Origin of the sequence: Paraglaciecola sp., from assembly GCF_039964565.1 — a bacterium.
Classification (GTDB): Bacteria; Pseudomonadota; Gammaproteobacteria; order Enterobacterales; family Alteromonadaceae; genus Paraglaciecola.
In genome coordinates, this window is sequence record NZ_JBDVXF010000023.1 from 14,124 (window position 1) to 29,071 (window position 14,948).

The window sequence follows — 14,948 nt, forward strand, 5'->3', positions numbered from 1 at the left end:
GACTGCTAGTTGATTCACTAGCAGCAACAAAAATTAGGTGAAAAAAATGGAAATTAAACCCATATTTTTAAGTATCAAACACAACAAAGCCATAGCAATGTTAGTGATTATCCAAGTAGCAATCACACTTACCGTGTTGAGCGGATCGCTATTATTGACAACTTCAACCCTAAAAGAATGGAACTTACCTTCAGGTATTCCTCACTATAATATTATTTCTGCAGTCCCGGAGTTTTATGACTTGGAGGTTGATGTTCGTCAAAGTTTGATAGACGACTTAGCACGAATAAAAGCAATACCAGAGGTAATCAATGTCAGTCCCGCTACTCAGCGGCCTTTTGACGCTCAAGGTATCCAAACAATCTATCTTGAAGCATCAGACGAAGCCCAAGAATACGAAACGAATATATTTACTGGAGATGCTAATTTACCTGAAGTATTGCAGCTATCGCTAATTGAAGGACGCTTTTTTAGGGAAGATGAAATTGTAGTAGGTCAGCGAGATGAACTACCTGCCATGCCACCTATAGTCATGATTAGCGAAGCTATGGCAAAGGTGTTGTTTCCGGATAACAATGCCCTCGGTCAAACCATTTGGTTGGAAAAAGGTGCGGCCCCCGCAGAAATAATAGGCATATATAGCAACTTTATGAATGGTGAAAACCTCAACTATTTTGGTCAGTCCTATCGAACCATATTACAACCACTTGTAACTTGGCAAAACCGTGCCGATCCTAGTTATCTAATACGAGTCGAAGATGGCATGGCCGATGGGTTGCTTGAAACCATACGAAACCAATTATACAAAGTGGACGGGCGTTATGTTAATCGCGTAGAGGTATTAACCCGCACTCAAAAACGCATGTATGATGGCCGCGGTAGCCATGCAATTATGTTGTTGGTGATAAGCTCAGTATTGTTACTCATTACCGCATTTGGCATGGCTGGACTGGTTTCTTTTTTAGTCACTCAAAGACAAAAACAAATTGGCACTAGGCGCGCATTAGGCGCCAAAAAATGGGATGTGGTTCGTTATTTCATGTTAGAAAACGGGGTACTCACCACGATAGGAATAGTGATAGGTTTAGTGTTGAGTATTGCATTTGCATTTGTGCTGACTGAAGATAGTGGTGTCAATATTCTTGATATGAGTTATATTTTCGCCACTGCATTTTTTATCATATTGGTCAATCAGTTAGCTGTATATCTACCGGCAAAGAAAGCAGCCAACGTGGCGCCTGCGATTGTCACTAGATCAGCATAAGAGTACCCATAAAAACATGAAAGCCAACATCCTTATCATCGATGACAATCAAGATATTGCGCAAGCATTGCAGGTATTGTTTACCATTAATAATCTGCAATGCGCCTTGGCCTACTCGCCACAAGACGGCTTAGCATTGCTACAACAGCAACATTTTGATTTGGTGATCCAAGACATGAACTTTACTGCTGATACCACCTCAGGTGAAGAAGGCATGCAACTGTTTAACGATGTACGTCAAATCAATCCAGATATCCCTATTATATTAATCACTGCATGGACTCATCTTGAGACTGCCGTTGATCTCGTTAAATCGGGTGCTGCCGACTACCTCGCCAAACCTTGGAACGATGACAAATTATTAATTACGGTTAATAATTTACTGGAATTAAATGAACTTCAAGACCAGCAACGTCAACGTGCAAAAAGCAAACAAAACCAACAAATACAGTTAGAACAGCAGTACAACTTATGTGATATGCAATTTCGCAGCGACGCCATGCTACAACTATTACAAATGGCCACCCAAGTTGCTGCCGCAGATGTGCCGATATTAATTACCGGACCTAATGGCTCAGGTAAAGAAAAAATAGCTGAAGTAGTTCAAGCTAACTCTAGTTGTAAAAATGGCCCCTTTATAAAAGTCAACGTAGGCGCCCTATCACAAGACCTGCTCGAAGCCGAACTTTTTGGTGCTGAAGCTGGTAGTTATACGGGTGCCAATAAAACACGAATTGGTCGCTTTGAAAGGGCCAACGGAGGTACATTGTTTTTGGATGAAATTGGTAATTTGTCCATGCAAGGCCAAGCCAAGTTATTGCGAGTATTGGAAACCGGTGAATTTGAACGTATTGGTGGCAGTCAAAGCATTAAGGTGTCAGTCAGGATCATCAGCGCCACCAATACTGATATTCCAAAAGCGATACAAAGTGGTAATTTCAGAGAAGATTTGTACTACAGACTCAATGTCATCAACTTAAAGTTAGCGCCATTAAATGAACGTAAAGAGGACATTTTTCCTTTAGTAGACACCTTACTCCAAGGTAAATACCAACTTAGCTCAGCAAGCCGAGAAGTGTTATTAAGCCATGATTGGCCCGGCAATATAAGAGAGTTATTAAACACTATAAAACGTGCACAACTTTTATGTGTCGACGGCATAATTACCGAACAACATTTAGGTATTGAGTTAATAAAAACAAACAAACTTGGCCCTAAAGAAGACGTCACCGAACAAGACGTTGTGACCGCGATTAAGTCATCAAGTGGCGTCATTTCAGATGCTGCCAAATCACTAGGTTTAAGCCGTTCGGCGTTTTATAGACGCATGAAAAAGTTTGATATAAAAGATGTATAAAGGCATGTCGCTATAGTGAAAAAACAAACTAGCCTCAGAAAAAACCTAGTGAGCAATGTATCGTTGGTGATGGTGATCCAGCTAATATTATTGTTTTTTGTCTGGCTAACTATGGCGGATCCTGGACTATGGATATCAGGGGTGCTAATAATTGGCAACGCCTCTATTGTGTTAGTGATAGTCAGAGCATTACACCCAGTCAATGAAGTGGTACAAGCACTAGATATTGGTGTGAGTTCTTTTAATGACAAAGACTTCAGTATCACCATTGATAAACAACAATACACTGAATTTAGCGCAATAATTAACACCTATAATAATTTAGCAAAAATCATGCGTGATGAACGTATGGCGATTTACCAAAGAGAATTGTTGCTCGACACCGTGATTCAATCTACGCCTGTCGCACTCATATTAACCGATAATCATGATCATATTGTTTATAGTAACCACGCCGCAAAAACGCTGCTAAACCAGAAGAAAAGCTTAGAAGGCATGAGTTTTGTGGATATATATCAACATATGCCACAAGCGCTGATGGAAGCGACAGCCAATAAACAAGACGGCCTGATCACTGAAAAACTAAACGACGAAACCATTGTATACCACTTGAATTATCAGGCATTCACTTTAAATAAACAGCAACACAATCTGTATTTATACAAAAACCTCACCTCTGACATGTCACGTAAAGAAAGTGAGATTTGGAAACAAGTGATCCGTTTAATCAGTCACGAACTAAACAACTCTCTGGCTCCAATTAGTTCACTGACCAACTCTGCCAAAAAAATCATTGTCTCTGGTGATAAGCTACATATGCTGCCTGATATGTTAGACACCATTTCACGGCGCAGCGCACACCTACATCAATTTATTGAACAGTATACTCACTTCGCTCGCTTACCTAAACCACATAAAAGACAGGTAGAACTCAGACCTTTTATTCAAACCATTTCACAATTATGTGCCGTTGAAACCGTTACTCGATTTGAAGCGGATACCTTGTTTTGCGACCCAGCACAGATTGAACAAGTATTGATAAACCTGATTAAAAATGCCAAAGAATCAGGTTCAACTTTAAATGGGGTTTTGCTGGAAATATATCAATCCTCTCAGCACCTAACCTTCGCTGTCAGCGACCAAGGTAAAGGCATGACAGAACAACAACTTCTACAAGCATTATTACCTTTTTACACCACAAAATCTAAAGGAACGGGCGTAGGGTTAGCACTTTGTAACGAGATAGTCATTGCCCACGGCGGTAAACTCAAACTCGAAAATCAAAAACAAGGGGGTTTAAAAGTCGCTTTCAGCTTGGCCCTTGCAACTAAAAGCCAAGCCTAAATTCACAGATTTTATGTACCTCCAAATAAAACAGCACTTCCCCTGCCTTCAACGCCTTAGTTAACGTATAATTGCGGCAATTAAAGCGTTTAAGACAACATCATGACAGTAGAAACCTATACCCCAAACAACACCACTACCTTAGAAACACCAGTTAAAGTATTGGAAGACAGCCCTGTTAACAAAGCCAGCGGCACTAAAATTGGTTTTGTTAGCCTAGGCTGCCCTAAAAACCTAGTAGACTCAGAGCGTATTTTGACGCAACTGCGCACTGAAGGTTACGACGTTGTGCCGACCTACAACGATTCAGATTTAGTGATTGTGAACACTTGTGGGTTTATCGATTCTGCCGTACAAGAATCATTAGACACTATTGGCGAAGCGTTGAACGAAAACGGTAAAGTGATAGTTACTGGTTGTTTGGGTATAAAAGAAGATGAAATACGTGAAGTACACCCTAATGTATTAGCTATTACTGGTCCTCATGCCTACGAAGAAGTGGTAAATCAAGTACATGAACATTTACCACAGCCTGAGCACAACCCTTACTTAAATTTGGTGCCCGATATAGGTGTCAAATTAACCCCCCGTCATTACGCCTATTTAAAAATATCCGAAGGCTGCAACCATAGGTGTACTTTTTGTATTATTCCTTCAATGCGCGGCGATTTGGTGAGTCGCCCTATCGGCAGCATTTTAGATGAAGCGAAAAGGCTTAAAAATGCCGGTGTAAAAGAGTTATTGGTCATTTCTCAAGATACCAGTGCTTACGGTGTCGATGTTAAAAATAAAACGGATTTTTGGGATGGCATGCCGGTCAAAACCGATATGAAAACCCTATGTGAGAAACTCGGTGAAATGGGTATGTGGGTGCGCTTACATTATGTCTACCCCTACCCTTCTGTAGACAAGATAATGCCAATGATGGCTGAAGGTAAAATTCTGCCTTATTTGGATATTCCTTTTCAACATGCCAGCCCGCGCATTCTTAAATTAATGAAACGCCCCGCAGCAGCTGAGCGTACTATGGCTCGTATCAATGCATGGCGTGAGGTGTGTCCGAATATAGTGATTCGTTCGACCTTTATTGTGGGCTTTCCGGGCGAAACTGAAGAAGACTTTCAAATGTTGTTAGACTTTTTAGATGAAGCCCAGCTGGATCGTGTAGGCTGTTTTAAATATTCAGATGTAGAAGGAGCAAAAGCCAACGACTTACCTGATCCAGTAAGCGAAGACATCAAGCAAGAACGTTACGACCGTTTTATGCAAAAACAATCACAGATCAGTACCGCTAAGTTAAAAGAGAAAATTGGCTTAGAGTATCAGGTCATTATTGATGAAGTCACACCAGAAGGCGCTGTTGGTAGATGTTATGCTGATGCACCAGAGATTGATGGTAATGTGCATTTAACTGATGAATTTGATGTTGAGCCGGGCGACATTATCTGGGCGCAGATCATTCACAGTAATGAATACGATTTGTGGGCAGTTAAAGTAGATGATGAAGAAAACATTGAAGACGCTTAAAAAAGGATGATAAAAATGGACGCGACTGTTACTGATTTAGCTCAAACCATACAAATTGTTGTGGCACCCGTTTTTATGTTGACCGGCATTGCCGGTTTCTTAAACGTAATGTCTGGACGTTTAGGCAGAATTGTTGACCGCGCAAGGATAATGGAACGTCGCGTGCACACTATTAAAAACCCTGAGTTTCTTGAACAATCAGAAAACGAGTTAAAAAACATATGGCGCAGAATAAAACTAATTAATCGCTCAATTGGTTTATGTACTGCCTCCGCTTTGTTTGTATGTGCTGTTGTAGCACTTTTATTTTTAGGAGACTTTTTAACGTTTCGTTTAAGTGAAGTCATAGTCACACTTTTTATTATCGCATTACTTTTACTGATTTGTGCGTTACTGACGTTCTTAAAAGAAGTGCAATTAGCGACGAGAACATTACAGATGGGTAAAGAAAATATGTACGACGAGTGACTCTATACCCATTGTAATTCGCGCAATAAAAACAAGCCTACAGTTGAGCTAACTATCGACATAAGGGTGCTACCAGCGATTATCGCCGCAGTGAGGTGATAATCACCGCCAATACTTCTAACCATTGGATAAGCCGCAGCAGCGGTAGGTGCAGCGGTCATCATAAACAGTACTCCGAGTTGCTCATCTCTAAGACCAAAATAAAAACCCAACACCGTTGCGACTAAAGGGATAAACACTATTTTACTGCTGATTGCCCAATACAATAAATTAGATGAGCGAAACTCTTGCCAGCGAATCGTGGCCCCCACACACAGTAACGCTAAAGGAAGAGTCATTTTTGCCAAATAGTTGCCCGTATCTAAGATTAATTTCGGAAGTTGCATCGGCAACAAGGCCACGATTATTGCCAAGAAAATGGCAATAGCTAAAGGGTTGGTAAACACACTTCTCGCCACTTCTTTAACATTAGGTGTTTTTTCTTGGTGAAAATACAAAGTTAATATCGAAAAGATATTTAAAGGTACCACCAGCACAGCTAAGTACATTGAAGCGATTGCCAACGCTGACTCACCAAAGGCATTGACCGATAACGCTAAACCTATTATCGCCATGTTGCCCCTGCAAGCCCCCTGCACAAAGGCACCTCTGGCTAATTTATTAGTTATGCCATAAGCCATAAAATGAAAAAATCCAAAAGCCGCTGTCATGACAATGCCAGCGAACACCATCAAAAAGGTTGGAAAATGGTCCGTTAAGTTAGTAGTCGCAATACTCACAAACAATAAGCAAGGTAGCGTAAGGTTAAAAACTAATTCAGAGCCCGATTTAGCAAATTCGTCGCTGATCCAACCAATTCGTTTTAACAGGATCCCCAAACCAATAATCAAACTAATAGGCAAAGTCACGTCTAACGCGTAAGCCAATGAATCAAACATCTATTTTCACCTTTTAGTCACTATACAAATTGGCTTAATCATTATTTTGTTGATTGTCTTGATTACCCTCGATACTAAATTGATAGTAGATATCAATGGCATTGCTGACTCCACTTACCGCTTCAATATACAATTTGGGTAGTAGTTCATATCGAATTGCAACTTCAGAGATAGAGTCAAACACACCCACTCCATATCGCAATTGCACGCCGGGGGCTATTGTGCCAGTTAACGATAACTGAGTCTCGTCTCCTTGACCTGTGGTATCTAGGTTCACGTCTTCAAAACCCAATTTATTGCCAACTTTACTTATAAGGTTTTCGCTTTGACCTAGTCCCAAAGACAATAAAGCGTTGGCGAGGATGGTATCTTGACTGTCGCCATTCGACTCTCCCATGCCTCTACCAGTTAACATATACGACAAAATTTGTTGCTGCTCCATCACAGGTTCAGAGAAAACACTGATACTTGGATTTTGCGCCACACCTTCAACCCGCAGCCCCGCTATGACACCATCAGAGGTTAACTCAGGATCGCGAACCGCTTCAATATTCAAAAACGGCCTTTCAAGGGAGTTAGTAAATAAAATGTCTCCCTCTCGTATAATCAAGTTTTGACCATATGCTCGATAACGTCCGTTTACCAATTGCACTTCGCCACTACCAAAGATATCAGCTTTATTGTTTTGTAATCTAAGCTGTCCACGCAAATCTGTTGTTAAGCCAAAAGCGTCCAGCTTGACGTTGTTGCTGCTAAGAGGATCCACTTTTAACAAAACGTTAAGTGCCAATCTTTGCTGAGTGGCCGTGCGCTGCGCTTGTTGTTCAACCAATATCACGTCTTTTGATGGTGAGATTGTATCTTTTGGTAGTTCGCGAACTTTTATCCGCGCATAAGGGACTGTCACCTCCCCTTTTAACTCTACATTATTAGGTTCAAATATAATGCTCATATCGGGGCTAACACTTGCTTTGACCATGCTCTGATAATCAAACTCCAATGCTTCCCCTACTATATTCAATTTACCTTTCAATTCCGGTGTCCAACTGATTTCACCGTCCATTTGACCTTGACCTTTGCCAAGCTTATAACTGCCAGCAAAGTCAGCCTTTTGGCCTTGCAGTTTAATATTCTGCTGAATCTCACTCAGTGCTACAGGCAAGGTTTCATCCTTTAAGGCGCCATTGGCTAGGTTTAATTCTCCAGTTAGTAGAGGCGTTCCTAAGGTACCGTCAATGTTCGCTTGACCGTTAATACTTCCTTGCAACACATCTAATTGTGGCAACAGTACTTTTAAAGCTGCTAGGTCAAGTCTTTCAATCATTAACTCACCTTGTATCGGCCTAGCCAACGGATCAGTGTATACGCCCGATTGCCCTTCGAGATTGGCGCTCAAAGTGCCAATTTCGTTACCAGATACATTGATGTTTGCCACAATGTTTTTGGGGGTGAGCTGCGCCTTGATTAAAGTTTCGTTTAGACTCAATTTAAGGTTGTTCTGTCTACTGAAAACCCAATCTGCGGGGCTTAATCTGGCACTTAAATCAACATTGGGTAACGATTTACTATCCCAGTTACCTGTCATATCCAAATTTAAGCGACTCTTAGTGTCAATATCAGGAACCTCTGGCATTAAGCGACTGATAACTGAAAGTACGTCAAACTCTCGTAGTGACACATCCCAAGATAAAATATTGTTCTTAAACTCAGCCAGTTTAACGCACAATTTGTTATTGCTATGTTCCCAGCAATGGGGAGCAACAACGTAACTGTGGTTGCTCCAATCTGCAGAAATCTCAAACGGCTTGGACAAAGCTAAATTCGCATAAGTTGTCTGCACATCACCCGTTATCCACTTACCTTCCCAAGACGACTGCTTTAATTGCCCTTGAATCCCCAAGTTAACCTTGCTTTGCCCGTTAGTAGTGACATCTAATTGATGTGCACTTGCATCACCCTTTAACACCACCTGCGCACTGTCAATCTGGTTATTAATACCTTGAATACCGGTCAGTGTTAAGTTCAAATCTGCAGATTTTTGCTGGTCCCATTTGATTGCACCTTTTCCTTCGGCTTGCTGTACAAGCACTTCAGAAAACAGCAAATCTTTACCTGAAAGCTCATAGCTGAATTCAGGTTGTTCAACATTTCTCGTTAAACTACCGGATACGTTCAAAGAACCGCCAAGTTGTGGCAGTGAGTTAGATAACTCAGCAGCATCTATGGAAAGCTCAAGATTAAGTTGCTGCTGCTCAGAGATCTTACCGTCTAACAGCAAAGTATTATCGGCATTTTTTAACGTCAGTGCGTGTAATTGCAAACCAAGGCGTTGATGGTAATCGACGCTACCTGACATACTCAGAGGGTAGCCTTGCCACTGCCCATCAATATTAAGTTTGCCTAACTTAGCTTTCCAAACGCCTTCTTTGTTATCAAGCTGTGTCGATAATTCGCCATTGATATCTGCCACTAGTTCTGGCCAAAAAGTACTTGGATCTAGGTGTTGCATGCGGGTTAAACCTTGCCACTGAATATAATCAGTTATATGCAAACTTCCTTGACTTTGCAGCTGACCGTCTAAAGTTTCTAGCAATAGTTCATTTATCTTGAGTGTTTTTTGTTGAGCTGTTGCTATTGCATTAGCCTCTAGGTTGATGTGAGCTTCTGGCACATCCTGCCCCGATAACCTTGTTTTTAGACTCAATTGAAGCGCACTGAGATCACCACTAATAGCTGCAGAGCCCGCATCAGATTTTACCTTAGGCTCTGTAAACAAAGGCCAAAATAAATGCTGCCAGTCTATTTGTAAGTTAAGGGGTAACAATGGCTTTGTTGGTTGCGCTGTGATTTTTATTTCTAACTTAGGAGTGTGAGCGCGACTTACGGCTGATTGGGATGATTCACGCAATTCAAGTTGAGTCGTGACTGAATTGATGTCGCCAGAAGATCTTAGGGTAAGATTTAAAGGCGGGTATTGCTGCATTTGGGTGTTGGCATTTACAGACAATTGGTGATCAAAATAACCCTCTAACTGTACATTACCTTTGGCAGTTAATTGCCCAAACTCATGCTCTATCGATAACCCAAGCAATTGAATTTTCTTTGCGTTTCCTTTGGCTTGTAGCGTAATTTTGTTGAGATCGACTTGTTTTTGGCCCGCTAACTGTATTTCAGATTCAAACATATTGAGAGCCAACACATCAAAATGCAGCGGTAACACTATAGGTAGCGGCGAAATCCCTTGATACTGCCAAGTCGTCCAATCAAAAGCTTTGGCCTGAGACGCCATTGGTTCTTCTTCTAAATCATATGTTTTTAAGTTAAACCCGTCTATCTGCAGCATTTCGATGCGAAGCCGTTGATAGAAATCCAGTTTAGCGGTTAAATTCTGCCAAGTGATACCTGCGCGTTTTTGGCTCTCACCTTGGATCTCATCAACGACTTTTAACGAAAACTCACCGAGAGTGATATTCTTGACTGAAACGGGAAAAGGTAAAGTAAAGGTTGAGGCATCGGACTCGGAATCATTCTCGTCTTGGTTTGTTTGAACTTGAACCGCCATTTTGTCACTACTGACCGAATCGATACAAAGACCTAATCTCCATAAGCAAGATAACTGCAACGATAGACGTAAATCGACGATCTCAACTTGGTTAAGATGTTGCTTCCATGTAACCGAAGACAGGGTTAACTCAGAGCCTAAGCCGCCTCTAGCATATTCGATAGTTAATTCATCAACCATGTTATTGGCCGAATCAATCGCCACTTTGGCTCCCCAAGGAGTCAGCACAAACCCAACTGCAACACTCATCAGTATTATTATCATTATGACAAGTTTGACTGCCGTTTTGCCTACCGTACGACTAAAGCCGGATTTAACTTTTTGTTGATCCGAGTTTTGTTTATTAGAAACACCACTCATAGCGAAGGACCCATGGAGATATGCAGATACCGGGTACTTCCAAAATCACTCTCGCCTTTTGCTAAATACAACCGCACGGGGCCTATCGGAGAATTCCAAATCGCACCGAATCCAATGCCAATAGCTGGGTCTTCAAATAATTCGTCGTTAGCATTACCAGCATCTACAAAAGCTGCAGCTCGCCAGTTTTCGGCGACAGGGTAAGAATATTCTATACTAGCCACCGCTAAGTATTGCCCACCAATGAGTTCTCGCTCTCCATCAGAGTCTAACTCGAATGGCGATAAGGTTTTGTAATCAAAGCCCCGTACACTTTGGTCTCCACCAGTAAAAAATCGCAAACTAGAGGGCACTTGACTAAAATCATTGGTGACTATCCCTCCAATTTCTGCACGCCATAAAAAACGATGTGCTTGAATACTTCTCACCCATTTAGTTGCGGCCGTTACTCTAACCATATTGATATCAGATAACAGGGACTCTGAAGCAAACTCTGTTGTGATACTTTGTTTATCCCCCCAATGGATATCTAAGCCGCCTCTACTTCGAAGCCTGCTTAAAGACAATCCAGGGGTAAGCAAGCGTGTGGTTTGCTCAGACTCTAACCCTTGAATAAAGGTCTCCTGCTCAAGCCTAATAAAAGCGGAGCGTTGCCAATCTGAATTCTCAACAGTCCAATGTCGAGTGGCTGACACCGACCACTTATGGCTACTGGTATCATTATCATTTTGCGCCTGATACCCAGCCTGATAACTTAAGTAATTTTGAATGGCATCTTCCAAGGGCACTCTATAATCCAAAGTGACATATTGTTCGGGAGATGACACGAACACTTCGGCGCCAATCGAATGGCCACTAGCGTTTACCCATGGTCGTTTCCATTTTCCAGTAAAACGCGGTCCAACATCAGATGAAAATCCCACTCCTACATCGAAATTATCTTTGGCTTTATGGGTTAATATAACTTGAACAGGCACAGCAGTATCAGCCGCTTCTGCAACTAAAGGCCTGACAACAACTTGTCGAAAATATTGGGTTTGTTTAAGCCTTTGACTCAGTAATCCCAGTTGACTGGCTTGATATAAATCGCCAGCCTTAAATGGCGCAAGGTTTTTTATCAATTGTTGCGAGCGAACATCATTACCAAATCGCAATTCAGCGAATTTATATCGTTCACCAGTGTTAATCTGCAAGCTAATATCTGCGCTACGTAGCGACTCAAACACTTTGATACTATTTTCTTCAAACTCAAAATCAAAGTACCCCAATGAAAGCGCTAAGCTTTGTAGGTCTTTTTTGGCATTTTCGTAAATTGAGTGCTCTAGAGGTTGTCCCTGCTTTAGCTTAATCGAACTGAGTAAAGATTGAATTTTACTATCCTGTTTCCCTTGCCCACTAAGGTTAATTGAAACCTCTCGTAAACGAGTAACGGCGCCTAAGTTAATCAACATTTGCCAGTTTTTGTTGACGACGCTAGGAGGGGTTATCGTTGTGGTTGTTTGGTAATAACCAAAGACTTGGGTTGCCGTTGAGACTTTCGATTGCAAACTTTCTTGGTATTGTGAAAACTGATAAACCGCACTAGGAACCTCTAAAGTTTCAATATGCGCTTTTACATTTTTTAAAATTCGGGTGTCTTCAAGACCTTTTATGTCAATTTCTGCTGCATGCGCTTTGCAGCACATAAACAATATAATGATGAATAGATTCAGTGATTTTAACAATGGAATATTTAGTGACAAAACATCTCGCTTTTAACCTAGGCCGATATATAAAAACAAACGCCTAACACCTCAAAATAAATTGTGGCTATTCTACAATACGCCACTACAAGTGTATTGCACAAAATACCTACTTGCCCTTACCTTTGGACCAATACTTCAGCTGTTTCCATAAAGATTGATCTAAGCAACTATAAGGTTAGTGTTAGCAACACCAAACATGAAACGCTGAGCTTTTCGAGTAACGAGTTGTTAAGTAGTAATGGTATTATTTATGGTGATTGGCATAATCTTGCTTTACCCTTGTCTGATAAGTTAATTAAAAATAAGTTCACATGTTAACCCCTTCGACCCCACATAAGTTTGATAAACCAGTTTGTATAGTGACTGGCGGCAGCTATGGCATAGGTGATGCTGTTTGCGAAAAATTCAACTCGCAAAACTACCAGGTTATTAACCTAGACATACACGCTAACCCAGCACAATCCCAAGCGATTGTTTGGCTAGAGTGTGATGTATCAGTTTCGGCCGAAGTATCAACTAACATTCAAAATATTGTAGAGCAATACGGTAGAATAGATTGTTTGGTTTCAAATGCTGGTATGCATTTTTCTGCTACCATAGAAGATACTACTGAAGAAGAGTTTGATCGGGTTTTTGGCCTCAACGTAAAAGGAGCAATAGCGGCCACTAAAGCGGTATTGCCACAGATGAAATCTCAAAAAAACGGGGTGATTCTATATATGGCCTCCGACCAAGCACTGATTGCCAAACACAACTCATTTGTCTACAACATGAGTAAAACTGCGTTGGCTTCAATGGCCAAAACCACTGCTTTGGATTATGCCAAATATCAGATTAGATCTAATGCTATTTGCCCAGGCACGATAGAGACTCCGCTTTACCACAAAGCCATCAATCATTACGTTGCTCAATCTGGCGCCGACATTGACCAAGTGCATGCCGAAGAAGCCGCTCTGCAGCCACTAGGGCGCCTTGGAAAAGCCAATGAAGTTGCCGCATTGGCGTATTTCTTAGCGTCAGACGAAGCGCAATTTATCACTGGCAGTTTGCAGGTGATTGATGGTGGTTATACCACTCAGTAAGACTCAAAAATTATGACGCAATCCTTGCTAAAAATAATCGACCCTCACCTGCATTTGTTCAACTTACAACAGGGCGATTATCAGTGGTTAAAACCTCAAAACCCTCCTTTTTGGCCAGATAAAAAAAGGATAAATAGAAATTTTATAGAAAAAGACCTTTGCTTACCGGTGCCAATACATCTAGCTGGATTTGTTCACGTTGAAGCCGGCTTTGATAACCAACAACCATGGCGAGAAATCGACTGGTTGCAACAGCACTGCACTTTACCCTTTAAAAGTGTAGCTTTTGCAGACCTTACCACCCATGTTTTTGAGGAACACCTGCGCCAATTGCAGCAACGCTCCACAGTGGTGGGTATTCGCCATATTCTCGATGAACAAGCCCAAGCTATTCTTAGTTCCCATCTTATAGACAGACATTTTGCTTTATTGGCAGACACAAACTTTAGTTTTGATGCTCAGTTATCATTATCAGACACACCAGCTTTGGATTTGTTAGTTGCAGTGGCAAACCGACATAAGTCGTTGCGGATTATCATCAATCACGCAGGTTGGCCTCCCTCTGACACAGACAAACGAGCTCAAGAAAAGTGGCTAACCGGCCTACAAAAACTTGCCCAATGCGAGAACATCGCAATGAAATTATCCGGCTGGGAAATGTCAAATCGAGCGTGGCAACCTGAACAAGTCGCGAAACTACTGCGTCACTGTCTATCTTTTTTTGGGGATGAACGAATAATGTTAGCGAGCAACTTTCCACTGTGTACCTTTTCGATGCCTTATGCTGATTTATGGAACAGCTACGTTACTTTGCCTGAGATTTCTCCTCAAAGCTTAGAAAAAATGGCTTTCAATAATGCAAAAACTTGGTATCAATTTTGAAAAACTTCTACGTAGAAATTTTCTCCAATCGTTCATCAATACACTCGTAAGATCCCATCTCAAACTCTCGACATATCCAAGGGCGATTTTCGTAAATCGTACACATAAAGGTGTCTCTGTCCAAAGCCGAACACCAACCATCATCTAAGCGCAGCATGGTTTCACTGCCATTTGCATCTACGTGAATGTGTTTTTTAGGTACCCCGACATCGCCAAAAAGCATCACTTCTAAGCGACAACAACACGCTTGGCAGTTTGCACAGGTGATTTCGGTGGAGGGAATAAATTTTATATCAATGATAACAAATAACTCTACATTAACGGGTAGCTAGGATACTCCAAATGCTCAACGCACAGGAGTTAACTGCGTTGGAATAAAATCACATCTTTGCTTTGAAGTCTTTTGAAAATTCACAAGA

The 14,948-nt window shown here is 41.4% G+C and carries 11 protein-coding genes; 7 read left to right on the plus strand and 4 right to left on the minus strand.

The window, feature by feature from the left end:
* Nucleotides 1-46: 46 nt before the first annotated feature.
* The 5 genes from ABJK37_RS09425 (at nt 47) to ABJK37_RS09445 (ending at nt 5,960) form a co-directional block, all read left to right on the plus strand.
* The gene (locus ABJK37_RS09425) at nt 47-1,264 is read left to right on the plus strand and encodes an FtsX-like permease family protein (protein ID WP_348352413.1); all 1,218 of its coding nucleotides are present in this window, start codon (nt 47-49) and stop codon (nt 1,262-1,264) included.
* A gap of 16 nt (nt 1,265-1,280) precedes the next feature.
* A complete protein-coding gene (locus ABJK37_RS09430) occupies nt 1,281-2,621 on the plus strand; it encodes a sigma-54 dependent transcriptional regulator (protein ID WP_348352415.1) in 1,341 nt (446 codons plus the stop codon).
* A 15-nt stretch (nt 2,622-2,636) separates the two neighbouring features.
* Nucleotides 2,637-3,965 (plus strand): ATP-binding protein, encoded by a 1,329-nt coding sequence (locus ABJK37_RS09435; protein ID WP_348352417.1) that lies wholly within the window; start codon nt 2,637-2,639, stop codon nt 3,963-3,965.
* Nucleotides 3,966-4,067: 102 nt separating this feature from the next.
* A complete protein-coding gene (gene rimO / locus ABJK37_RS09440) occupies nt 4,068-5,492 on the plus strand; it encodes a 30S ribosomal protein S12 methylthiotransferase RimO (protein WP_348352419.1) in 1,425 nt (474 codons plus the stop codon).
* Between the two features lie 15 nt (nt 5,493-5,507).
* Entirely contained in the window at nt 5,508-5,960 is a 453-nt protein-coding gene (locus tag ABJK37_RS09445; protein WP_348352421.1) for a DUF2721 domain-containing protein, read from the plus strand.
* A 2-nt stretch (nt 5,961-5,962) separates the two neighbouring features.
* Here the strand turns inward: ABJK37_RS09445 and ABJK37_RS09450 are convergent, their stop codons facing one another.
* From ABJK37_RS09450 to ABJK37_RS09460, 3 genes are read right to left on the minus strand one after another with little or no spacing between them, the layout of a single operon-like run.
* The gene (locus ABJK37_RS09450; protein ID WP_348352423.1) at nt 5,963-6,898 is read right to left on the minus strand and encodes an AEC family transporter; all 936 of its coding nucleotides are present in this window, start codon (nt 6,896-6,898) and stop codon (nt 5,963-5,965) included.
* 34 nt (nt 6,899-6,932) lie between these two features.
* The gene (locus ABJK37_RS09455) at nt 6,933-10,820 is read right to left on the minus strand and encodes a translocation/assembly module TamB domain-containing protein (protein WP_348352425.1); all 3,888 of its coding nucleotides are present in this window, start codon (nt 10,818-10,820) and stop codon (nt 6,933-6,935) included.
* Nucleotides 10,817-12,562, minus strand: coding sequence for an autotransporter assembly complex family protein (locus tag ABJK37_RS09460; RefSeq protein WP_348352427.1), 1,746 nt, complete (start codon nt 12,560-12,562; stop codon nt 10,817-10,819). Before ABJK37_RS09460 ends, ABJK37_RS09455 begins: the two co-directional genes overlap by 4 nt.
* 314 nt (nt 12,563-12,876) lie before the next feature.
* Between ABJK37_RS09460 and ABJK37_RS09465 the strand changes: the two genes are divergently transcribed.
* Together ABJK37_RS09465 and ABJK37_RS09470 are read left to right on the plus strand one after the other, a co-directional pair.
* The gene (locus ABJK37_RS09465) at nt 12,877-13,647 is read left to right on the plus strand and encodes an SDR family oxidoreductase (protein ID WP_348352428.1); all 771 of its coding nucleotides are present in this window, start codon (nt 12,877-12,879) and stop codon (nt 13,645-13,647) included.
* A 12-nt stretch (nt 13,648-13,659) separates the two neighbouring features.
* Nucleotides 13,660-14,529, plus strand: coding sequence for an amidohydrolase family protein (locus ABJK37_RS09470; RefSeq protein ID WP_348352430.1), 870 nt, complete (start codon nt 13,660-13,662; stop codon nt 14,527-14,529).
* Between the two features lie 7 nt (nt 14,530-14,536).
* Here the strand turns inward: ABJK37_RS09470 and ABJK37_RS09475 are convergent, their stop codons facing one another.
* Nucleotides 14,537-14,830: a YkgJ family cysteine cluster protein gene (locus ABJK37_RS09475; protein ID WP_348352472.1), complete on the minus strand. Its 294-nt coding sequence runs from the start codon at nt 14,828-14,830 to the stop codon at nt 14,537-14,539.
* Nucleotides 14,831-14,948: the final 118 nt, after the last annotated feature.

Coding starts and splice junctions, on each gene's coding strand:
- ABJK37_RS09465 (WP_348352428.1), top strand. CDS start 12,877: ATGTTAACCCCTTCGACCCCACATAAGTTTGATAAACCAGTTTGTATA.
- ABJK37_RS09470 (WP_348352430.1), top strand. CDS start 13,660: ATGACGCAATCCTTGCTAAAAATAATCGACCCTCACCTGCATTTGTTC.
- rimO (WP_348352419.1), top strand. CDS start 4,068: ATGACAGTAGAAACCTATACCCCAAACAACACCACTACCTTAGAAACA.
- ABJK37_RS09455 (WP_348352425.1), bottom strand. CDS start 10,820: ATGAGTGGTGTTTCTAATAAACAAAACTCGGATCAACAAAAAGTTAAA.
- ABJK37_RS09425 (WP_348352413.1), top strand. CDS start 47: ATGGAAATTAAACCCATATTTTTAAGTATCAAACACAACAAAGCCATA.
- ABJK37_RS09450 (WP_348352423.1), bottom strand. CDS start 6,898: ATGTTTGATTCATTGGCTTACGCGTTAGACGTGACTTTGCCTATTAGT.
- ABJK37_RS09430 (WP_348352415.1), top strand. CDS start 1,281: ATGAAAGCCAACATCCTTATCATCGATGACAATCAAGATATTGCGCAA.
- ABJK37_RS09445 (WP_348352421.1), top strand. CDS start 5,508: ATGGACGCGACTGTTACTGATTTAGCTCAAACCATACAAATTGTTGTG.